Below are 21,117 nucleotides of genomic sequence, written 5' to 3' on the forward strand. Positions count from 1 at the left end.
TGTGAAGCAGAAATGATTACGGCTTCTAAGCGCTATAATGTACCATTAGGTATCTTATATGCAGTTGGGCTAACAGAAACAGGCCATAAAGAATCGCTCCAACCTTATGCATTAAATATTGATGGCAAGGCTGTTTTTGCAAAAAACCAAGCGGAAGCTTTACATATCTTTAAAAATGCTAAACGCTCTGGAGCTAAATTCATTGATGTAGGTTGTATGCAAATTAATCATTATTACCACGGTAAGAATTTTTTTTCTGTTGTAGAAATGTTAAAACCTCGTCTTAATGTTGATTATGCTGCGCGTTTTTTAAAAAAATTATACGAAAAAGAAGGCAGCTGGACTATGGCAGTTGCACGCTACCATGCAGGGCCTAATAATGATCCAGCTCAAAAGGGCTATGTGTGTCGTGTTATGCGTAACATGATTGCTAGCGGTTTTGGTCGATGGACTCCTAATTCTCAAGCTTTTTGTAAAGGAGCCTTATGAATCATTATGACAAAAATAGTAAATTATTTTGATAAAAAAATGAAAATTTGTTTCATTTTGAGATGATATTAATTTTTGTAACAATCTATAGTTGTTTTTTTGTGTCAAAAAACACAACCAAAAATAGTAATCGCGTCTTTATAGATAATAAATCGTAAAAATAACTTGTGTTTTTAAAAATTAAAGTTGTATAAATTTAGCAATATGTAGATTTCCTGCGTATACATTTTAAATTTTAGTTCTAAATTGCTGAGTGAGTGCTTATGATTGTTGTAGTAGATGACCGTAAATTGGTAACAGATGGCTATGCTACCTTATTTTCTCGCGAAGGAGTTGCTGCAACAGGCTTAGCCCCTTCAGATTTTAGTCAGTGGATTTCAACAGCTTCACATAATGAGATATCTTCACTTGAAGCAGTTCTTTTAGGAAAATGTGAAAACCAAATCGAATTACCAAAAAAAATTCGAAATTACAGCTCGACTCCAATTTTAGCTCTAACAGAAACAAACATTTTGGATCATACAATAGAACTTTTTCAATCAGGTATCGATGATGTAATCCGCAAACCAATCCACGTCCGCGAAATTCTAGCGCGAATCGCTGCTATCCGCAGACGAATTGGAAATGATATACGAGGAGCAAATACCGCAGTCGAAGTTGGCCCTATTAGCGTCTTCAATGATGGACGTGACCCACAAATCAATGGAGTAAATCTACCTCTTCCACGCAGGGAACGCCGTATTCTCGAATACTTAATAGCAAACGCAGGAAAACGTGTTAATAAAACACAAATATTCAATGCGGTATACGGAATCTTTGATGAAACAATAGAAGAGAACGTTGTAGAAAGCCACATTAGTAAACTTCGCAAGAAACTAAAAGCAAAACTCAACTACGACATTATAGATTCGAAAAGATTCCTTGGTTACAGCTTACAAATTAAAAATCAATTAGATTAAATTTGTATATAATTCCTCCACTTTTAAAATAAAACACCTAATATTAACACTCTAATTCAAAACCAATACAAACCCACTAAAAACAAATTATGTTTTTTTTATGATCATATAATTTATTTTTGTAAAAACATTTAAGCAAAAGCTTCACACAAGGAAGTTTATTTATAGTAGTGTTATAAGCTAAAGATCATAGGAGATGATATGGGTATTTACGGAATGATGCGTACTGGTGTTTCTGGTATGAACGCTCAAGGAACGCGGCTTTCTGGTGTAGCTGACAATGTCGCTAATGCTGGTACAATTGGATATAAACGTACGAATGTCCAGTTTTCTAATTATGTAACGCCTTCAGGACAATATGCTTACGTTTCTGGCGGAGTGAAGAGTCATATTGGTCATGATATTTCGATTGGTGGTCCAGCGCGTGCAACAGGTCGTTCTGGTGATACAATGATTCACGGAAATGGTTTTTTTCGTGTAGCAGATGAAAATGGAAAAGAATTTTTAACGCGTGCAGGGTCTTTTGTACGCGATAAAGATGGGTATCTTCGCAATACTGCAGGATATTATCTTTTAAATGAAGATGGAGAAAAGATTCAAATTAAAGGCGGTCCAACTGATTTATTCGGCCCTGAAGCGACGACGAAAATTGATTTTAAAGTAAACTTTAATCCGAGTGCAAAGGTTGTTGAGCCGAAGGATGGTAAAATTGATCCTGAGAAACCTGAAACTTATAGTCAGAAAAAATCAATGACGACTTATGACAGTCAAGGTAAAAAGGTTCAGGTTGATTTCTATATGAGAAAAACTGCTGAAAATAAGTGGGTTGTTGATGCTTATTCTGACGGGAAAAAAGTTGGTTCTACAGAGTTTAACTTTGATAAAGAAGGAAATCTTATAGCGCCTACAAAAGAATTTAAGTTAACATTGCCAGATAGTGAGGGGAATACTTTTGAGGTCAATGTTAATTTTGGCGGGGTGGGGGCAGATTCCCTGGTGACCCAAAAGGGCAATTTATTTGCTTTTGAAGGGGAAGCAGATGGTATGGAGTCGGGTGCCTTTGATGGTTTCACCTTTGGTAAAAATGGTGAAATTGAGGTTATGTATTCCAATCAAAAAACGCGGACAATTGGGTATATAGGTGTTACGACTGTGGCTTCACCAGACAGTTTGACTTTTTTAGGTGGGACTGTTTTTGAAACTAATAGTCAGACGGGGCCTCAAATGATGGGGCGTCCTGGTGATGGTGTCTTTGGTACTCTATCTTCTGGTTATTTGGAGGATTCAAACGTTGATATGGGCGATGAACTGACAGATATGATTGAGGCGCAACGGAATTATACAGCGAATTCCAAAGTATTTCAGACGGGTTCGGAGTTGATGGATGTTATTGTTAATTTGAAACGATAATGTAAACACAATCAAAAAGGGGATAAGATTATGTCGCTTAACTTAGCACTTAATTCAGCCCGAAACTCGTTAAAAGCGACTACAGGTCGACTTGATACTGTTTCGCGTAATGTTGTAAAAGCAGGAGATCCGAATTATACGCGTCGCACTTCATATTTAGAATCGGGGCCGGGGGGAGCGGTTCATGTTGTTGTACGTCGTGATGGTGATATCCATTTATTGAATAATTATTTGGTTAAAGCAAGCGAGGCTGCTGCTGCTGGCAGTCTTTCTAATGGGCTGAATCGTTTATCTGATATTTATGGATCGGATCGATTTTCAAATTCACCTTCTAAATTGCTTGGTGAATTTCAAAAAGCACTTCAATTGTATGCGAATGATCCACAACAGCGTTCTAATGGAGATGCAGCAGTCGATCGTGCTCGTGATTTAGCCAAAGGGTTGAATGCAGGAAGTCGTGAAATTGAAAAGTCATATAATGATGTGAATAGTGATATTCAAGATTCTGTTGATTACATTAATGATTTATTGCAAAAATTTCATGAGCTTGATCAGTTGGTAGCGCGGGAGAGAAATGCAAATCGGGATGATAGTGTTTATATGGATCAAAGAGATGCTATTTTAAAAGAGTTGTCTCAAGAAATCGGTATCAATACAGTTAATCATTCTGATGGAACAATGTCCATTTATGGTATGGATGGCAGTACTTTATACGATAAAATGCCACGGACAGTATCATTTCAATTCAGCACTTCTTTGCCATCTGGTATTTCTGGAAAACAGATTTTCATTGATGGTGTCCCTTTAGGTCATTCATCCTTTATTGATCCTAATGGAGGTGGTAATCTCGGTGGTTTATTGAAGCTACGTGATGATATTATACCACAATATCAAAAGCAGTTAGACGAAATAGCAAATGCTTTGATGCAGATGTTTCCTGGTCCTCCTTCTTTATTTTTAGATGGAGAGCAGCCTAGTGGTCAGATCGGTGCTCTTGAGGGTTTAGCAGGAAGGATACAACTTAATCCTATATTTGACAGCAAAACAGAAGGTGGTGGTCCAGAACATTTTGGTGATAAACTTCAAGAATTAGTAGATTCTTTTAATGAGAAACAAAAATTTGGAACGGGTACAGGTTTGGATCTAGAGCAGTCAATTATGGATTTTGGTAAAAACTCAGTAGGCTGGCTTCAAGGTTTGCGGTCAAACGCAGATAAAGAAGCTAGATATAAAGGCACAATGTTTTTGCATGCTGCTGAGGCATTATCCAATGCAACGGGTGTCAATACAGATGATGAATTAGCCTTGATGTTGCAATTAGAGCAGACATATGGAGCAACCTCTCGTATTATTAGTACGGTTGGTAAAATGCTAGATGATCTTCTAGCAGCAGTTAGGTAGGTGTAAAGTGAGAGTTCCTTCAATTTCGACATATGTTTTAAACAATGCAAGGCGTAATCTAATTTCTGAGGGGAAGTCTGATTTGATGAAGGCTGGCTATGAAATGGCTACTGGACAGGTGTATGATCCAGGTCTTACATTGGGGCGTAAAACAGGACGCTTAATGGATATTGAGAATCAGATGAGTTATCTCGAAGGTTATAGTACAAGCAATAAACTTCTTTCATTGAGATTATCTTCTGTGCAGGCTGCGATTCAAAGTTTAATTGCGTCAGGTGATAAAGAATCAACGCCAGGGTCATTGGTTGTTTTTAATAATATGCTTGTCGGTGATGCAGGAAATGCGGCACCATCTGCAGCGCAAGCTGTTGCCCAAAATGCTTTGAGTGCATTTATTTCAGCTTTAAATACTAATTTTAATGGTGAATATATATTTGGTGGGACAAATACGAGTGAACCACCGTTAAAGTTTTATAAAGTATGTGGTGAAACGGGTCCCAGTAAAATTGTGCACGAAGCGTTTGAGAATTTTCTAAATGGCAGAAAACCAGAAGATCTCACCAGTGAAGAGATGGAAGAATTTATTGATGGGCCTTTTAGTGATTTATTTAATGAAGAGAATTTTAAGGAATTTTTTTCAAATGCTAAGGATGGTTCTACTGAGAAGCATATTGCACCCAATGGTGATAAGGTAGATGTTGCAGTAAGTGCTAATGATAAAGGTTTTCGCGATGCTATGAAAAATCTGATTTTAGTCGCAGAATTTGGTGATATCGGTTTATCAAAAGAAGCACAAGAAAGTCTTTTTTCAAGAGCGCGAGTGTCTGCTGACAATACATCTACAAGTAGTGTTGTGGATGAAATTACTGCAACAGCTTCTAGAGTAGGAAGTACAGAAACAAGGGTTAAAGCGGCTACGCACCAAATTGAAACTCAAGTAGGCCTTCTTAAAGGAGCACAAATTGATATGATTGGTGTCGATGCGGCAGAGGTCGCTCAAAAAGTCAAAGCTTTGGAGGCTATGTTAGAGGCTTCTTATACTTTGACAGATATGATAAGGCGATTAAGTCTTATTAATTATTTAAAATAAAGAGGTTTAGCTGTTTAATGTATCAAATGCGATATGAAGATGTCATGGAAGATGATGCAATGAGCGCACGTGAGCGCGAACGATTTTTATTTGATCGTTGTATCAAGCTGCTTTTAGCTGCAAAAGCCAAAGGTCCTGGTTCTTGTGAAGCTAAGGATGCAGTTCAGTTTGCCCGAAAGCTTTGGGTTATTCTTATTGAAGATCTTGGGCAAGCAGCAAATGCTTTACCACAGGCATTGAAAGCTTCTCTTATTTCTATTGGTTTTTTTATTTTAAAAGAAATTCAGAAATTAGATGAAGGAGAGATTACTGATTTTGATGTTCTTGTTGAGATCTCTGAATCTATTCGTGATGGTTTGGCAGAAAATGCGGAGATATATGAATGAGCAAAAAAACAATCCGTTTGACACTCAAACCAAATGAAAGAATCTTTCTTAATGGTGCTGTATTACGGGTGGATCGTAAAGTAACTTTTGAATTATTAAATGATGCAACTTTTCTTTTAGAAGGGCATGTTTTACAAGTTGAAGATACTGATACTCCTCTTAAACAGCTTTATTTTTCTGCTCAGCTTGTGTTGATTAATCCAAGCGAAGCGGAGAAAGCATTAACTGTGTTTGTTAATCTGTTAAAAAAGTTACTTCAAACCTTTACTGATTGTGACCTTTTGAAAGGCTTAAAGGAGTGTATTTATTTAACTGAGCAAAATAAAATTTTTGAGGTATTAAAAGTTCTTCGTAGTTTGTTTCAGAAAGAAGCACAGATTATGGGTAAAATATCCTCACCAAATACGACAAGTATAAGTGTAAGACAAGTTGGAATGTAACGTTAACGAGGTGTGATATGGCATTGGACGCGGTTAGTGCTCCTAGAAGTTATTCTCAAGATGATGGTGGACAGCCGGAGATGGCTGGAGCAAAGAAGAATGCAGATTATGATATGTTTATAAAGTTGTTGGTAGCACAGATGAAAAATCAAGATCCAACAAAACCTATGGATTCAACAGAATTTGTATCGCAATTAGCAAGTTTTTCATCTGTTGAACAAGCTATAAAAATGAATGAAACACTTTCCCAGATGCTTTCTAATGGATTAATCAACGGAGCAGAGGGGTATGTCGGTAAATATATACAATTTACAGATGAAAAAGATAAAGTTATTGAAGGATATGTGGTTTCTATTGATATTTATAGTGATGGGATAGTTGCGACATTGGACAATGGTGAAAAAGTTGTTATTGGCCCAGGTGTTAAGGTTATGACTGAAAAACCTGATGTAGAGGGTGAGAAACCTGGCGAAAATGGTGAGAAACCTGAAGCTGATGGTCATAAATCTTATGTTGGTAGGTTCTAGAGTATGAATGAAGCTGATGCTATTGATATGGTAACAGCAGCTATATGGACTATTTTAACTGCTAGTGGTCCAGCAGTTTTTGCTGCAATGTCTGCAGGTATTATTATTGCTTTATTTCAAGCTTTAACACAAATTCAGGAAATGACGCTGACATTTATTCCAAAAATTATTATTATTTTTTTAGTGTTAGCATTTACAGCTCCGTTTGTTGGAGGGCAGATTTATGCTTTCACACAATTAGTTTATAATCGAATAGAAACGGGATTTTAGAAGTTTTTGTTAACAGTATATCACAAGATACTAGAATATTTTTATATTTGCATACGTAAAACTATTAACTGATAAGCTTTCTTATATAAGCTAAATTATTATATTTAATGCATAAATAAATGTAATATCATTGAAATTTTTGGGAAAATTCCCTGTAAAATGCACATTAAATTTTAAGAAAAGCCCTTTTTGCTTTTATAAATAATAATTATTTACTTCACACTAATTGTTTTAGTTCAATTATCATTCTGCAAATTTCATATCTATTTTATGCAGCACTTTCTTTCTCTACCGCAATTAATTTCCCATCTGCTTTTTGTGCTGTAGGCAGCTCTTCTTTCTTTACCATTTCACGTTGTTGCATCGGTTGATACTTATATTCTTCTTCAGCATTTAAAAAGAAAAAGTTATCATTGTCTGTGACTGGTTTCATTATTTCCTGACGGATAAGCTCATTAATATGTGCAAGCATATCAGAAATATTTGCTGAAAGAGGATAATGAGGCATGGGTTCAACAATAGGAGCCATTTTTGTAAGTTTTTGAGTTTGTTGCACTTCATTTTTAGAAAAGGCTATTTGTGGCATTAATGCTGCAAAGTGCATTGTTGAAGCAACTCCCCTCGGTTTCATAATCACTACCCCTCGTTACATTAACTACTCAATGATTCACAAGAATAATCGACTTTTTTTATAAAATCAAGCTGCTAATAGGTATTCCTTATATTTAATTCAAGAGCTTAATTTGTAGACAGCTTTTTAGAAAAGCGAGTGTTAATAATTGATCGTACTTATATATAGGAAAAATATATATAAATAAGATGCTTAGATAAAGAAAAACTGAATTTTCATTTTATATAATTTTTTTCTGAATATTTCTCATTTATAGAATAGGATTATTCAAATCTGTTTTATAGACTTATCAAAATTATTTTGAAATGTTTTTTTGAAAGCTATTCTTTGTAAGACACTAAAATAAATAAAATTTTCTTTATTAAAATCCAGTATATTAAGAGCTCCTTTTTTCATTTTATAAATATTTAAGGTTATGTAGCATTAGTTTCTTTTTATAAAAAATGACTGAATTAGAATTGTCTTACGTACACTTGTTTTGTTTTTTGTAACACTATCTTCTGTTTTTGAAATAATAATTAGCAGACTCTTTGAAATTGTGTTGCTACTTTCTTGTCATTAGAGTTGATATTTTAATGATTAGCAATCAGGATCGAGGCAAAATTAGTTAGATAAAGAAAAAAGGATCAAGTTTTGAATGTAGAGTATAAATCACTAAATTTTATTAATTTTTTCAGAACTTAGATTATACCAAGATTGATGGTATCAGAGTCTACTATTATTCAATATTCAAATTTTACTTTTTGTAGAAAATTTTGAAGAGTATGCAAGTGCTAAAGACGAGTTTTTATTGGTAATAAAGAGCAATAGGTACATCATTGATGGTTGTTACTTGAATATCCATATCATAAATGTCTTTAAGAATTTTAGGCTGGATAATTTCTTTTGGACTCCCACAATAAATAGCTTTACCATTTTTGATTGCTACAATCAAATCTGAATAATATGAGGCAAAATTAATATCATGCATAACAAGAAGAATGGTTTTTTTTAATTCATTGGCTGTGCGGCGCAGTTGCTTCATTATTGAAACGGAATGTTTCATGTCGAGGTTGTTCAATGGTTCATCTAATAAAAAATAGTCAGTATTTTGACAAATGACCATTGCAATAAAAGCACGTTGACGTTGTCCTCCAGAAAGTTCATCTAAAAAGCGCATTTCTAAGTTTTCTAAACCAAGATATTTAATAGCACTGTCAATAAACTGTTTATCTTCATTGTTATACCGACCTTTAGAATAAGGATAGCGCCCAAAGCTTACTAAATCACGAACTGTTAGACGGACAGGTAAAGAATTATCTTGACGTAAAAGTGAAAGTTTTTTAGCTAAAATATCGTGTGGTGTCGTTTGAATATCAAAGCCATCGACATTAATTGTACCTTTAGTAATTGGCAGAAGGCGTCTAATCATCATCAAAAGAGTTGATTTTCCTGAACCATTAGGGCCAATAAGAGAAATAATTCCTCCCTCTGGTAAATGAAGGCATAAATTATCAATAACCTTCCTAGCTCCATAGGTTTTGGAAAGATGATTGATTTCAATCATTTTAATTGTCCCTTCATCAATAGAGTTAAGAAGACGATACCACCAAAAAATTCAATAATAAAACTTAGTCGTCCTCCCATATTCAAGATTTGTTCTAAAATAAATTGTCCGCTTACTAAAGAAATTATAGCTAGTAATATGGCAATGGGGACAACAACATGGTGTTTTTTTTGAGGTGAGAGTTCATAAGAAAGATTAGCGACTAATAGTCCAAAAAAAGTGACTGGCCCAACAAGTGCTGTAGAAATCGATACAAGAATAGAGATGAAAATAAGGATAGTTGTAGCACTTTTGTGATAATCAACACCAAGATTAACAGCAGTTTCGCGTCCAAGAGAAAGAACATCAAGTAAGTGGCATAAACGCCAACCGAGCAAGCTTACGATAAAAACAATGATTGTAGCAAAGCCAATTAATGATGTATTGAATTTATTAAAATTTGCAAACATAATATCTGTTAAATTCATCATTTGATCTGGATTCAGTTGTAATTGCATAAACATGCGTAAGCTGAAAAAAAATCCACCAAAAACAACACCGATCAATAAAGTAAGATGAAGACCTTGAATGTTTCCTGAAAATAACCAGCGAAAGAGGCTTGTTGAAAAAATAATAAGAATAATAGCTTCAAGAATTAATTGCCCTTCCTCACTGAGGAATGGTAAAGAAAGAGAGTCGAGAAAATAAAGAATAACGGTTTTGATTAAAATATAAAGCTGATCAAATCCCATGATTGAAGGTGTCAAAAGACGATTATTAACGACTGTTTGAAATAAAACAGTAGAAACAGCAATTGTATAAGCAATGAGAAGAAGAGAAACAAGTTTTGCGAAACGAAATTTCCAAGTAAAAGTAGTTATATTCCATAGCATATAAAGACTAATCATGATACACGCTATTATGGTCAGCCTTGTCAATATCATTATAGTCGCTTTTTTTCTATCCAAGACGCTGTCTCCAGTGTAAAAGCAGTATGATAAAAATAAAGCTACCAATAACACCCATTACAGTACTGATAGGAATTTCAAAATCGTGATGAAGGACCCGTCCTAAAAGATCACAGATTAATACTAATCCAGCTCCACTAATCATCACCCAAGGAGCACTATGACGCATATTGTCCCCCATGAAATTTGAGATGAGATTTGGAATAATCAATCCGATAAAAGGAATACGGCCAACTGTACAAGTGGTCAAAGCGGTAATTGATGCAACGATAAAGAGCCCAAAAAACATAACAGTACGGTAATTAAGGCCAAGATTATTGGTTAAATCTTCTCCAAGGCCAGCTACGGTGAAGCGATGAGCAGCAAAATAAGCAAGAACGCATAAGGGAAAAGACAGCCATAAAAGTTCATATTTCCCATCAATAATCATTGAAAAACTACCAAATAAATGAGCTTGAAGGGATGGAAGAAGCATTTCATGGTCAGCAATAGCATTTGTTAGGGAATTAATAACATATCCCAGCATAATTCCTATGAGTGGTACAATGAGAACAGATTTTAAAGGAATCTTGTATAACAAAAACATAAAAATCAACGTACCAATCATTGCAAAAGCTGTGGAAACGGCCATTTTTCCAAGTACAGATATGTCAGGAATAAAAATCATGACGAAAAGAATGCCGAGTGACGCGGATTCAACTGTTCCAGCTGTTGAAGGTTCAACAAAACGGTTACGTGTTAACAATTGCATAATCATTCCTGAGAGAGCAAGTGACATACCCGTCAAGAGTACTGCAATTGTTCGGGGAAGACGCGTTTGCCAAAAAAGAAGCCACGCTTTTAAGTTGCCTGATAATAAATCAGCGAGTGTCATATCAGAATAGCCAACAAAAATACTACAAGCAGAAAGTACTGCAATGATCGCTATGGCTATCCAATAATTTGTCACATCAAATTCTTTAAAAAAAATAACAGAAGCTCTTTGTATAACAGCTTCTGTTATTAAATCTTATTTTTATAACGAGCAAGCTATTTTAACTGTTTTTATTTACTTTCTGCGAAAGCTTTGCTGATTTGCTTTGTTGCTTCGTTAAGTCCAGTTAAGCCGCCACTTGCACGATACCAGCTCCAAGAATCTAGGTAAATAATCTGATTTTTTTTCCCAGCAGTTGTGCGGTGAACAAGTTCATTGTTTAACAACTCTGCTGCAGATTTTCCTTCCCGTCCAATTGCTGCATCGCGATCAATAACTAGTAACCAATCAGGATTGGTTTCAAGAATGAACTCAGGAGAAATAGGTTGACCATGTTTGTGCACAACTATCTTATCAGTTGCAGCAGCAATTCCAAAGTCAGTATGAATAATATCTATACGTGACTTTGGACCCAAAGCATTTATTTTTCCACCTGAAGTCATTAGAACGAGTCCCGTTCCTTTTCCTTGCGTATTTTTACGAACCATTGCTAAATTTTCTTTGAACGTTGCAATTTCTTGTTCTGCTTCTTTTTCTTTACCAAAAATTTTTCCAAGAATGGTAACATTCCGTTCAATATTTTGGAGAGCATTTTCATACCCTACTGTCAGATCAATTGTTGGAGCGATTTTGGATAAGTCTTGATATTTAGATTTCGTTCTTGAAGAAATAATAATAAGGTCAGGCTGGAAAGCAGCGATTTTCTCATAATTAGGTTCAAAGAAAGTACCTATTTTCTCATATTTTGCATCATCGAAATGTTGCAAATATATGGGTTTTTTTCCTTCAGGAACACCAACAACAGCATTAATGCCTAAACGATTTACATTATCGAGTGATGCAAGATCAAAAAATACAACCTTTTTGGGATTGTTAGGAACAGAAGTTGTGCCTGAAGCGTGCTCAACCGTTAGATTTGCGCACGCGGTAGTTATAAAGCTCATTATTACAGTTAAAATAGAAACTGCCCGTATTAGACGTTTAACAATCATTATTTTGTCCTTTTCTTTTAAAAACACTTTTAAGATCAAGATCCTTATATTGAATTTTTCTACATAATAAATATACAGTAAGAATACACTATGTTATCAAAATGATTTAAGATACGTACTGTTTAGTGTATAATGCAGTGCCAATCAAGAATTAAATTTATTTTGTGTTTTTCGTATTATACACACTTTTTGGGGTAGTTTGCAAAAAATTATTAAGTGAGCTGATAAAGCATATTTATAATTTTTTATTTTTTCGCAAAAATTGTTCTTTTCCTTTTATCTCATATAATTTTGAGTGTGTTACGCAAAGCGAATTTGAAGCTTATTTGAAAAAAGAATGAAGGTTTATAAGATTATTTATAATTTTATTTCTTTTGTTGATTAAAGCTTATTAATATTTTCGTTCTTTTAAAAAAATGAGCGATTAAAAGAGTTTGCGATTATTAAATGCTTTGGCTTAAAAAGATGAGCGCTGTTTTTCTTTTTTAACCTAAGAGGTGATTTCGTTTCTTTTTCTATTTATCTAGAGTGTTTTATGCAGTTTAGTGCAAAGTATGGTTTATGTGAGGAGGATATTCAACGCAGTAAGAGGTCTTGTTTATTGCGTAGACGTGCAATCCATTGATTTTCGCGAATAGTTGTATTGTATATTGTAATGAGTTCATTCTTTTTAATTGTGGCTGTAACAGTTGCTTTTTCTAACAGTCCGCAAGGAATAGCTTGATGAGCACGTGCTTCTTCAACGCTCATGATCCAAGCACGGTAGCTGTAAAGACCTATAAAATCTAATTGTTCACCAGGGTGTAAATCTTTTTTAGCAATGGCACAAACCTCTGCTACTGGGTAGTGAAGTGGTGCCATATCTGTTTTTCCATATAACATAATGCGCGCGCAGGTAAGCGGAATTTCCATTGCAGTTAAGTGATAGGGACGGTGAAAGGTAAAATAAGGTCCTTGACCGATTTTTAAATCTTCCATACGTTCACGCAAACGTGGATGCGTTATTTCTGCAATGACGAAAACACCAGGGGCAACTCCTTCACCTATTGAATAATCTACAACACCGCATCTGTTTAAAATACCACCATCTTGTTTTGGAATAAGTACTTTATTTAAATCTTTGAGTGCAGCTTTAGGACCGTGCATTCCTGGGCAATCAGGAAGGAGTCCTGTTGCATTAGCAATTGCTGCCATTTCAACCATTGTTTTGGACCCATCGATAAATTCAACCAACATTCGAACATTCATGTTGCGCCGTTTGGCTTCTTCTTCGTAAGCATCAGGGGTAGCATCTAAAATGAGTGGATTATTTTTTCCTTTACCTACTGCAACAATTTTATGACCGAGTGCTGAAACAAATTCAATGAGTTCCATACAAGATGTCGGTTCATCACCGGCACCAAGTGTATAAATAAGACCTCGTTTATCTGCTTCATATTTGAGATAAGCACCAATCGTAACATCCGCTTCCACATTCATCATGACAAGATGTTTATTGTTACTAAGTGCTTTGTAACCAATTTCTGCTCCTGCTTCAGGATGTCCTGTCGCATCGACAATAATGTCAATTTGTTCATGGCGTAAAACAAGGTCTAAATCATTTGTAGCAGCAATCAGGCCTTTTTCAATAGTTTTGGTTAAAGCAGTAGTGTTTTCAACTTCACGTACATGCCCTTCTTCTCCATAGGCTAATGCAGCAGCATCAAAAATACGCGATGGTGTGCGGGTTGCAACAGCTGCGATTGTTATGCCATCTATCTGTGTAATACTCGATAATAAATCTGTTCCCATTTCACCACAACCAATTAATCCAATACGAATGGGGTTATGGGTCTCTGCATGCTGTTTTAAATCACGCGCTAAACCTGTTAGGTTTATGTTGCTGGTCATTGTTGTTTCCTATTTGAATTTTTCTTTAAGAAAACATTTTATTATTAATAAATGCCCTTATCGATGAGATATTTAGGATTTATATTGTTGATGCTCTAAACAATAGCTTTTATAAAAGCAAGAGGGAAGGCATTTAGTTTTTTATCCAGCAAAATAAGGATAGTGTTATGCAACGAAAAATAGCAGTGCAAGATATAGCCAATTTCATTGGAAAAGAAATTGGCTTATCGCAGTGGCGTCTTGTTACTCAAGATATGATTAATCAATTTGCATATGCAACCGATGACCATCAATGGATTCATGTAGATGAAGAAAAAGCGAAAAAAACGCCTTTTGGAGGCACTATTGCTCATGGTTTTTTAACATTGTCACTTTTGTCTGTGTTAGCTTATGAGGCATTGCCAGAGTTGGAAGGTGCAACAATGGGGATTAATTATGGTTTTGATAAAGTTCGTTTTATGAATCCTGTAAAAACAGGAGCACGAGTCCGTGCTCGTTTTATTTTAAATAATGCTAAAGTTCGTCCTTCTGGTCGTGTTGTTTTTCATTATGAAGTAACGATGGAGATTGAACAGTTAAAAAATCCAGCTCTTATTGCCGACTGGCTTATTATTGCTATGATTGGGGAAAATAAGTCCGCATCTGAAACTGTTTAATTTTGTTTTGTCCAATTTCTATGCAATTTGATCATCAATCTATTCGACAATTATATTGAGAATAATTAAAAAATAATCACTATCATCATTAGTGCGGTATTGTATAGCGTTGGTAGCCATAGCTAATTGCTAGAACACCTAGACTGCCACCATCAAGATATCCAGCGAGCAAAGTAGCACTGATTAAAGAAATGACTATGATTGTAAAACCAGTAATGATACTAGTGAGTGGTACAGGGGGATAAGGATATTGTCTGATGATCTGAAAGTGGTTGGTTTCCATAGAATGGATGGCTTCAACTAAATTATGCTCGATTGTTTTAAAAGATAATTCTGCTATGCATGCATAAAAAGGAATAGCTGTAAGAGGAGAACAAAAATCACTGAAGAAATTCCTGTGTCCCTTCCTCTTACAACACGGGGAATAGGTAAAAGATAAAAGGCAGCTATAATAAAGGGAATAGCACGAATACTATCGATAATAGATAATCAAAAGGCAATGAATAAGGGATGATGGAAAAAGTCTTTCTGTGCAGTTGTATGAAGCAACAAACCAAGTTGCGGTCCTAAAATAATGGACATAAATAAGCACTGATTGTCATGAATAATGTAAAAATAGCAGTGGGAAGCTCAACATAAAGAATGTTAAATGTAGCCAAAAACCTCACAATATTGACTCTTTTCGGTCAACTATTAAATGGCTTTTTAGAGCTACTTTATTGTGTTCAGGAAGACCTAAAAAGACGTACGATAGTTTTTCTTTGGACTGTATCAAGGTTACCTATGAAAAATACGCGCTCTTAAGCTTGTTTCATTTTCAAGGAGATTAAGAAAAGTTCTTTGAACAATGTCACTGGCAATGTTGTTTAGGTAACGGCTTCTTGACTTGTTGATTTAATTTTTTGCAAATTACATAGGAAGCTGTGGCGTTACAGTTTTGGCATAGCAATAGTTGCATTTCTTTGAAGTGAGGTGAAATTTTTTGATATATTTTTCTTCTGCAATTTATCCTTGGTTAAGAACAACAGTATAGGAAGTGTGAAAGATAAAGGGAGAGAGAAAAAGAAATAATCCAATGATTGTGCATTGGAGCAGTTATTCAACTTCATACGTGTTTATCTTTCTTTTGTTTTTGTATAAAGGTTTTACAGGACAATTTTGTGTATTCGAATTATCTTGAAAAAAATTAAAAAGTATAAAAGCTTTAGAGAGTACTCAATCATTTTTATTTTAAAAATGATATTATCTTTTTATCCTCTGTTACGAAGTGTTTATCTTTGAACAAACATATCCTATTAATGGAAGAGGTTTACTCTGACTTAGGTCAATATATTTTAAATTGTGATCTTTTTTGTGGAACCAATAGTATTTTCAAAACTTCTTTAAGAACTGATGATCAGGTGATCAAATGATATTTTTGCATGCAATGATCGATAAGATCAGCATTGTTTGCAAGAGAAGAGCTCGTGTCTATAGGGTGGTGGGAGACACGTAAGAGAGCTTTTTCAATTTTCTTAAGATGTAGCAGTCTTTTGAGAAATCAAAAAATTTAACACCATTTTATTGAAACGAGACAAATTTTTGCACAGGCAAATTTGAGTTTCTAAATGCTATGGAATAGGAAAGAGAGAATGTTTAAAAAGAGTTTTTTATCAGCAACAATGATGTTGACATCTTTGATGGGAGCGGGGTTTATGTTGGCTACTTCTGATGTAGCTGCTGGAACAGTTGCTAAAATAGAAAAAGGTAAAGCAATTTTACGCGCAGGACCAGCTACAACTTATAAAGTTACGGCGGTAGTTCCTACTGGAGCGAAGGTACAAATTAATGGCTGTCTCGCTGATAAAGTATGGTGTTTACTTCAACATAATGAAACGGTTGGTTGGGCATCTGCAAATTATTTTAATGTTGACAATATTCCCGTAATTTCTTTTATGCAGATTAAAAGAAAGCCACAACCTGTTATTCAAAAGCAAATAGTACAAGAAAAACAGGTTATCTCTCATCCAAACAATACGCCTACTGCTACAGTAGCAGAGAAAAAGGTGCAAAAAAAAGATGAAACAAGTGCGACGATTAATAAGAAGCCTTTAGATATTAAGGATATTGTACCCACGGGTGTGAAAAAAACTGATGATCGAATAATTTTAAAACCTTCTGAAAATACACGTGAAATATCTATAAAACGAGTAACAGCTTATAATCCTTTATTTCCAGATAATGTCAATTTTGAAAATGCTGAACGCAATGAAACACGCTATCGTGTTATAACATATCCTACTTTATAAAAATAAAGAAAACTTTTTGTATTTTTCTGAAGAAAAAATAAACAAAAATAGCAGCATAAAGAGAATTTTTATGCTGCTATTTCCGTTTAGATAGCTGATTTAGGTGTGATTAAATTACGAGAGATGAGAAGTTCAGCAATCTGAACTGCATTCAATGCTGCTCCTTTCCTTAAATTATCAGCAACAACCCAAAAAGCTAAGCCATTTTCGACGGTAGCATCTTCGCGAATACGGCTAATAAAAATATCATCCTCTCCTGTGCATTCATAGGGAGAGATGTAACCACCATCTTCTTGTTTATCTATGATTTGGCAACCAGGTGTATTGCGTAGGAGCGCGCGCGCTTCATGGGCACTTAATGGTTTTGCAAATTCAACATTAACAGATTCAGCATGACCAATAAAGACAGGGACTCGAACAGCAGTAGCCGTTAATTTGATCTTGGGGTCAAGAATTTTTTTTGTTTCGGCCATTATTTTCCATTCTTCTTTAGTATAGCCGTCTTCCATAAAAACATCGATATGAGGAATGATATTAAAAGCGATGCGTTTAGTAAACTTTTTTAATAAGATTGGATCAGCAACGAAAACAGCTCGTGATTGTTCAAATAGTTCATCCATTTCTTCTTTACCAGCTCCAGAGACTGATTGATAAGTGGATACAACAACGCGTTTGATGATTGCTGCATCATGGAGAGGTTTTAAAGCAACAACAAGTTGAATGGTTGAACAATTAGGATTGGCAATAATGTTACGTTTAGAAAATGCTTTAATGCTTTCTGCATTTACTTCTGGCACAATCAAGGGAACATTGATATCATAACGCCATGTGGAGGAGTTATCGATGACTACACAACCAGCAGCGCTAATCTTAGGAGCGTATTCTTTGGAAATAGTTCCTCCAGCAGACATGAGACACAAATCAGTGTCAGAAAAGTTATATGTATCAAGCGCTTTGACTTTTAAAGTTTTGTTGCCATAAGAAACACTCTGTCCTATTGAGCGTCGTGAAGCCAAAGGAACTATTTCGCTAGCTGGAAAGCAACGCTCTTCTAGAATTGTTAATATTTCACGCCCAACATTTCCCGTAGCACCAACAACTGCAACTTTAAAATTCATATTTTCACTTCTTTCTCTATTTTATAAAACAGATATGACGCTAATTTTTTTTAGGTTAAATCTAACAAAGAGGGTAAATTAGCCAAGAAATTTGCATATTTTAATTATTACTTTCTTAGGCCCAATTGTATACATACAATTATCGTGATGAGGGTACTATAGATCACTTTACTTGACAATACACTTCTTCCTTGGTTTTTTTAGAACTGGAGAGAGTTTCAATTTTTTCTGTCAAATTAATAAATATTATTTTTCATGAGGTTTTGATTGAGCAGACTGCTAATCTGTTATTGATTATCGTTTTTTCAGGCTTTTTTGTTGCATAAGGAACAGAGTTTAAGGCAACAGGTCTATTTTTGTTAGCAGGTGATGAGTAAAATTATTTTATGCATTTATCAATTGATATTCAAAGAAATAATATGAGTTTTATGGAAGCAGAGAATGAGTTTCTTTGTTGAAAAAAATTAAAGCTTTAACGTTATTAGTCAGTAGAATAGTTTTCTTAAGATTTTCTTTGGGTATGTATTTTAAAAAACTGATCGAGAGAAAATATGTTTTGATATAAAATTTGGTTTTATGAAAAGGAAAATAAAAACTATTTTTTTTCATTATGTTTTAAAGGACGCGCTTCTGAAGTAAGCATAATGGGAACACCACTACGAATAGGATAGGCGAGTTTTGCTTTTAATGAAATTAATTCTTGTGTTTTTTTATTTAAAGAGAGCGGCTCTTTTGTGAGTGGGCAGACCAGTAATTCAAGCATCTTAGGATCAGTTGTCATTTTTTTCATGTTTGAAAATCCGTTAATGTAAGAGATGATATGCCCCTGTTTGTTTCATAAGTGAACGTTCAGTTAAAGCAAGGAGAGTTTGGGCGCGACTTGCAATATCTGGCGCTTCCAGTAAAGCTTGCTTTTCTTCTGGAGTAAAGGGAATAAGAGTTGAAAGAGCATTAACGAGTACAGGTGTAGGCGTTTGTAAAATATTATTCCAATTATGTTCAATTTCATGAAGTACAAGATAATTTTCGATCGTATTGAGTAAATTTTCTCGATTAATATTCTCTGAGTTTTCATATTCTTGTAAATCTTTTATATTAAATTCAATGATGGCAATCCGATAAGGCTTTTTGCTCGCTAATTCTTTTTTTAAGGTAAAACGACAAATACCTTGTAATACGATAAGAAGTCGTCCATTTCCTGTTTCATTATAATTTGTAATACGACCAACACAGCCCATTTCATAGAGTTCTGAGGATAAATCATCTGTACTCGATGATAACGGCTGAATGATTCCTAATAGACGATTAGATGTCATAGCGTCTTCAATCATTTCAAGAGCACTTGGTTCAAAAATGTTAAGCGATAAAAAACCTCCAGGAAGCAATAATGCGCCTTCTAAAGGAAAAATGGCAATTTGTTTTGGTAAGTCATGTTCACAATTATAGTGGATATTACCAGCTTTCATGAGTGTTCTATAACCTTTATCCAATACAGTTTCGTACCTAGAATTATTATAATTTTTTATTATAAGAAAATTATATTATTATGAGCGAAACTATATCACATAATAACATAATATAAGTCATTATAATGAAAAAAACTATAATCTCTCCTTATAGAGAAAAGTAAGAGAAACAACAATATCTTGGGTTGTTTTCAGTAAGATTTTAAAGAATATGAGTTCCTCTCAAGTAAAGATTTATAAGGGTAGTTTGAAAAAACAAGGTTATTATAAAAAACTTTGAAATTTAGAGTGCTATAATCAGTTTTTTAATGACAGTGTAGAGAAGATAAGTTATAGCAAAAATATGTTGGAAAGAATGTCATTGCTTCTTTCATTCTTTGCGGGAGAGTGCAAAATGTGAACTTTCACATCTGCCGCCAAAGAGAAAAATAATCCGCAATCTTGCAGGTTTGAGACAAAGGGTAAGAAAGACAACCACAATATAGAGTGGTAAACGTGGCTTTGGAGAAATTATGGACACCGATTTGCAGACATTTGAGACATTGCCTTTAAAAAAACTTCCTTTACATAATTTACATGAAAAAGCACAAGCGAAATTTGGCGCTTTTGCTGGTTGGATGATGCCTTTAGTTTATCCTCTAGGTGTTTTGAAAGAGCATTTGCATACACGTGCTCAGGCTGGTCTTTTTGATATCTCTCATATGAAGTTAATAGCTATTGAAGGGCAAGAAGCAGCTGAATTTTTATCTTATGCACTTCCTATTGATGCATTCCTTTTAAAAAAAGGCCAATCACGCTATAATTATTTGCTGAATGAGCAAGCTGGTATTCTTGATGATCTTATTCTTACGCGTTTAGATAAATATCGTTTTATGCTGGTTGTTAATGCAGGGAATGCACAGGCTGATTTTGCCGAACTTCAAAAACGTGCAGTTGGTTTTGACTGTAAAATAGTTGCGCTTGAGAGAGTTTTGCTTGCTCTTCAAGGTCCGCAGGCTGCCTCTGTTTTGGCTGATGCAGGTTTGCTTGGTAATGAGCTTTTGTTTATGCAAGGGTTTGAGCCATACCAAGATTGGTTTGTAACACGTTCTGGTTATACAGGAGAGGACGGTTTTGAAATTGCACTTTCAGAAAGTCAGGCACGTTCATTAGTTGAAAAATTACTCGATGATTATCGTGTTGAATGGATCGGTCTTGCTGCGCGTGATAGTCTTCGACTGGAGGCGGGATTGTGTTTACATGGTAATGATATTACACCTGATACCACTCCTATTGAGGCTGCACTGACATGGGCTGTGTCCAAGAGTGTTCGGGAAAAAGCTAAGTTTTATGGGGCAGAAGCTTTTCTTAGAGCATATCAGAAAGGGCCTTCTCGTTGTCGTGTTGGTTTAAAACCACAGGGACGTCAGCCTGTACGTGCAGGTGCAGTTCTTCTAGATGATAAGGGGAAACAGATTGGAATAGTGACATCGGGTGGTTTTGGTCCTTCTTTTAATGGTCCTGTAGCAATGGGCTATGTTCCTATTGATTGGAAAATCGAAGGAACAGAAGTTTTTACTGAAGTGCGTGGCAAAAAAATCATGTTGTCTGTTCATTCGCTTCCTTTTGTTGAACAACGTTATTTTAAGGGATAATTGT

At 35.0% G+C, this 21,117-nt stretch carries 21 protein-coding genes and 1 pseudogene; 12 read left to right on the forward strand and 10 right to left on the reverse strand.

Annotated features, from left to right (window positions below; translation table 11 throughout):
- Positions 1 to 12: 12 nt before the first annotated feature.
- The 9 genes from O99_RS05820 to fliQ all read left to right on the forward strand — a co-directional run bounded on the left by O99_RS05820 (position 13) and on the right by fliQ (position 6,972).
- Positions 13 to 489 carry a transglycosylase SLT domain-containing protein gene (locus O99_RS05820; RefSeq protein ID WP_235692234.1) on the forward strand — a complete coding sequence of 159 codons (477 nt, stop codon included), beginning with the start codon at positions 13 to 15 and terminating at the stop codon, positions 487 to 489.
- Between the two features lie 263 nt (positions 490 to 752).
- Positions 753 to 1,448 carry a response regulator transcription factor gene (locus O99_RS05825; RefSeq protein WP_035007156.1) on the forward strand — a complete coding sequence of 232 codons (696 nt, stop codon included), beginning with the start codon at positions 753 to 755 and terminating at the stop codon, positions 1,446 to 1,448.
- Positions 1,449 to 1,649: 201 nt separating this feature from the next.
- A complete protein-coding gene (locus tag O99_RS05830; RefSeq protein ID WP_035007157.1) occupies positions 1,650 to 2,858 on the forward strand; it encodes a flagellar hook protein FlgE in 1,209 nt (402 codons plus the stop codon).
- A gap of 30 nt (positions 2,859 to 2,888) precedes the next feature.
- Positions 2,889 to 4,259: a flagellar hook-associated protein FlgK gene (gene flgK, locus O99_RS05835; RefSeq protein ID WP_035007160.1), complete on the forward strand. Its 1,371-nt coding sequence runs from the start codon at positions 2,889 to 2,891 to the stop codon at positions 4,257 to 4,259.
- 7 nt (positions 4,260 to 4,266) lie between these two features.
- Positions 4,267 to 5,349, forward strand: a complete 1,083-nt coding sequence (locus tag O99_RS05840; protein WP_035007163.1) for a flagellar hook-associated family protein — start codon at positions 4,267 to 4,269, stop codon at positions 5,347 to 5,349.
- 17 nt (positions 5,350 to 5,366) lie between these two features.
- Entirely contained in the window at positions 5,367 to 5,735 is a 369-nt protein-coding gene (gene flaF / locus O99_RS05845; RefSeq protein ID WP_035007165.1) for a flagellar biosynthesis regulator FlaF, read from the forward strand.
- Positions 5,732 to 6,175 (forward strand): flagellar biosynthesis repressor FlbT, encoded by a 444-nt coding sequence (gene flbT, locus O99_RS05850; protein WP_035007168.1) that lies wholly within the window; start codon positions 5,732 to 5,734, stop codon positions 6,173 to 6,175. Before flaF ends, flbT begins: the two co-directional genes overlap by 4 nt.
- Positions 6,176 to 6,192: 17 nt before the next feature.
- Entirely contained in the window at positions 6,193 to 6,702 is a 510-nt protein-coding gene (gene flgD, locus O99_RS05855) for a flagellar hook assembly protein FlgD (protein WP_035007169.1), read from the forward strand.
- A gap of 3 nt (positions 6,703 to 6,705) precedes the next feature.
- Complete coding sequence (gene fliQ / locus O99_RS05860; protein ID WP_035007171.1) at positions 6,706 to 6,972, forward strand: flagellar biosynthesis protein FliQ; 267 nt, start codon at positions 6,706 to 6,708, stop codon at positions 6,970 to 6,972.
- Between the two features lie 268 nt (positions 6,973 to 7,240).
- Here fliQ and O99_RS05865 read toward each other — a convergent pair whose 3' ends face one another.
- The 6 genes from O99_RS05865 to O99_RS05890 form a co-directional block, all read right to left on the reverse strand.
- Positions 7,241 to 7,603, reverse strand: coding sequence for a hypothetical protein (locus tag O99_RS05865; RefSeq protein WP_035007173.1), 363 nt, complete (start codon positions 7,601 to 7,603; stop codon positions 7,241 to 7,243).
- A 787-nt stretch (positions 7,604 to 8,390) separates the two neighbouring features.
- A complete protein-coding gene (locus tag O99_RS05870; RefSeq protein WP_035007175.1) occupies positions 8,391 to 9,149 on the reverse strand; it encodes an iron ABC transporter ATP-binding protein in 759 nt (252 codons plus the stop codon).
- Positions 9,146 to 10,096, reverse strand: coding sequence for an iron chelate uptake ABC transporter family permease subunit (locus tag O99_RS05875; RefSeq protein ID WP_035007176.1), 951 nt, complete (start codon positions 10,094 to 10,096; stop codon positions 9,146 to 9,148). The genes O99_RS05870 and O99_RS05875 overlap by 4 nt, the downstream gene beginning before the upstream one ends.
- Positions 10,089 to 11,045 (reverse strand): ABC transporter permease, encoded by a 957-nt coding sequence (locus O99_RS05880; RefSeq protein WP_035007178.1) that lies wholly within the window; start codon positions 11,043 to 11,045, stop codon positions 10,089 to 10,091. The genes O99_RS05875 and O99_RS05880 overlap by 8 nt, the downstream gene beginning before the upstream one ends.
- Before the next feature lie 95 nt (positions 11,046 to 11,140).
- On the reverse strand, positions 11,141 to 12,061 hold the full coding sequence (locus tag O99_RS05885) for a siderophore ABC transporter substrate-binding protein (RefSeq protein ID WP_035007179.1): 921 nt from the start codon (positions 12,059 to 12,061) through the stop codon (positions 11,141 to 11,143).
- A gap of 576 nt (positions 12,062 to 12,637) precedes the next feature.
- On the reverse strand, positions 12,638 to 13,951 hold the full coding sequence (locus O99_RS05890) for an NAD(P)H-dependent oxidoreductase (protein ID WP_035007181.1): 1,314 nt from the start codon (positions 13,949 to 13,951) through the stop codon (positions 12,638 to 12,640).
- A gap of 167 nt (positions 13,952 to 14,118) precedes the next feature.
- Here O99_RS05890 and O99_RS05895 point away from each other — a divergent pair, with 167 nt between their 5' ends.
- On the forward strand, positions 14,119 to 14,607 hold the full coding sequence (locus O99_RS05895; protein WP_035007182.1) for a MaoC family dehydratase: 489 nt from the start codon (positions 14,119 to 14,121) through the stop codon (positions 14,605 to 14,607).
- 39 nt (positions 14,608 to 14,646) lie between these two features.
- Here O99_RS05895 and O99_RS06795 read toward each other — a convergent pair.
- Positions 14,647 to 15,209, reverse strand: a pseudogene (locus tag O99_RS06795) (ABC transporter permease subunit).
- Positions 15,210 to 16,238: 1,029 nt separating this feature from the next.
- Between O99_RS06795 and O99_RS05900 the strand changes: the two are divergent.
- On the forward strand, positions 16,239 to 16,895 hold the full coding sequence (locus O99_RS05900; protein WP_035007184.1) for an SH3 domain-containing protein: 657 nt from the start codon (positions 16,239 to 16,241) through the stop codon (positions 16,893 to 16,895).
- 86 nt (positions 16,896 to 16,981) lie between these two features.
- Here O99_RS05900 and O99_RS05905 read toward each other — a convergent pair whose 3' ends face one another.
- The 3 genes from O99_RS05905 to O99_RS05915 all read right to left on the reverse strand — a co-directional run bounded on the left by O99_RS05905 (position 16,982) and on the right by O99_RS05915 (position 19,479).
- Positions 16,982 to 18,013 carry an aspartate-semialdehyde dehydrogenase gene (locus tag O99_RS05905; RefSeq protein ID WP_035007186.1) on the reverse strand — a complete coding sequence of 344 codons (1,032 nt, stop codon included), beginning with the start codon at positions 18,011 to 18,013 and terminating at the stop codon, positions 16,982 to 16,984.
- A 595-nt stretch (positions 18,014 to 18,608) separates the two neighbouring features.
- Positions 18,609 to 18,803 (reverse strand): Trm112 family protein, encoded by a 195-nt coding sequence (locus tag O99_RS05910; protein ID WP_035007187.1) that lies wholly within the window; start codon positions 18,801 to 18,803, stop codon positions 18,609 to 18,611.
- A gap of 13 nt (positions 18,804 to 18,816) precedes the next feature.
- Positions 18,817 to 19,479, reverse strand: a complete 663-nt coding sequence (locus O99_RS05915; RefSeq protein WP_035007190.1) for an LON peptidase substrate-binding domain-containing protein — start codon at positions 19,477 to 19,479, stop codon at positions 18,817 to 18,819.
- Between the two features lie 512 nt (positions 19,480 to 19,991).
- On the opposite strand from O99_RS05915, the gene gcvT reads away from it, so the two are divergent.
- The gene (gcvT, locus tag O99_RS05920) at positions 19,992 to 21,113 is read left to right on the forward strand and encodes a glycine cleavage system aminomethyltransferase GcvT (protein ID WP_035007192.1); all 1,122 of its coding nucleotides are present in this window, start codon (positions 19,992 to 19,994) and stop codon (positions 21,111 to 21,113) included.
- Positions 21,114 to 21,117 lie beyond the last annotated feature (4 nt).

The organism is Bartonella rochalimae ATCC BAA-1498 (assembly GCF_000706645.1).
GTDB classification, from domain to species: Bacteria; Pseudomonadota; Alphaproteobacteria; order Rhizobiales; family Rhizobiaceae; genus Bartonella; species Bartonella rochalimae.

Coding starts and splice junctions, on each gene's coding strand:
- O99_RS05820 (WP_235692234.1), top strand. CDS start 13: ATGATTACGGCTTCTAAGCGCTATAATGTACCATTAGGTATCTTATAT.
- O99_RS05825 (WP_035007156.1), top strand. CDS start 753: ATGATTGTTGTAGTAGATGACCGTAAATTGGTAACAGATGGCTATGCT.
- O99_RS05830 (WP_035007157.1), top strand. CDS start 1,650: ATGGGTATTTACGGAATGATGCGTACTGGTGTTTCTGGTATGAACGCT.
- flgK (WP_035007160.1), top strand. CDS start 2,889: ATGTCGCTTAACTTAGCACTTAATTCAGCCCGAAACTCGTTAAAAGCG.
- flaF (WP_035007165.1), top strand. CDS start 5,367: ATGTATCAAATGCGATATGAAGATGTCATGGAAGATGATGCAATGAGC.
- flbT (WP_035007168.1), top strand. CDS start 5,732: ATGAGCAAAAAAACAATCCGTTTGACACTCAAACCAAATGAAAGAATC.
- flgD (WP_035007169.1), top strand. CDS start 6,193: ATGGCATTGGACGCGGTTAGTGCTCCTAGAAGTTATTCTCAAGATGAT.
- fliQ (WP_035007171.1), top strand. CDS start 6,706: ATGAATGAAGCTGATGCTATTGATATGGTAACAGCAGCTATATGGACT.
- O99_RS05865 (WP_035007173.1), bottom strand. CDS start 7,603: ATGAAACCGAGGGGAGTTGCTTCAACAATGCACTTTGCAGCATTAATG.
- O99_RS05870 (WP_035007175.1), bottom strand. CDS start 9,149: ATGATTGAAATCAATCATCTTTCCAAAACCTATGGAGCTAGGAAGGTT.
- O99_RS05885 (WP_035007179.1), bottom strand. CDS start 12,061: ATGATTGTTAAACGTCTAATACGGGCAGTTTCTATTTTAACTGTAATA.
- O99_RS05890 (WP_035007181.1), bottom strand. CDS start 13,951: ATGACCAGCAACATAAACCTAACAGGTTTAGCGCGTGATTTAAAACAG.
- O99_RS05895 (WP_035007182.1), top strand. CDS start 14,119: ATGCAACGAAAAATAGCAGTGCAAGATATAGCCAATTTCATTGGAAAA.
- O99_RS05900 (WP_035007184.1), top strand. CDS start 16,239: ATGTTTAAAAAGAGTTTTTTATCAGCAACAATGATGTTGACATCTTTG.
- O99_RS05905 (WP_035007186.1), bottom strand. CDS start 18,013: ATGAATTTTAAAGTTGCAGTTGTTGGTGCTACGGGAAATGTTGGGCGT.
- O99_RS05910 (WP_035007187.1), bottom strand. CDS start 18,803: ATGAAAAAAATGACAACTGATCCTAAGATGCTTGAATTACTGGTCTGC.
- O99_RS05915 (WP_035007190.1), bottom strand. CDS start 19,479: ATGAAAGCTGGTAATATCCACTATAATTGTGAACATGACTTACCAAAA.
- gcvT (WP_035007192.1), top strand. CDS start 19,992: ATGGACACCGATTTGCAGACATTTGAGACATTGCCTTTAAAAAAACTT.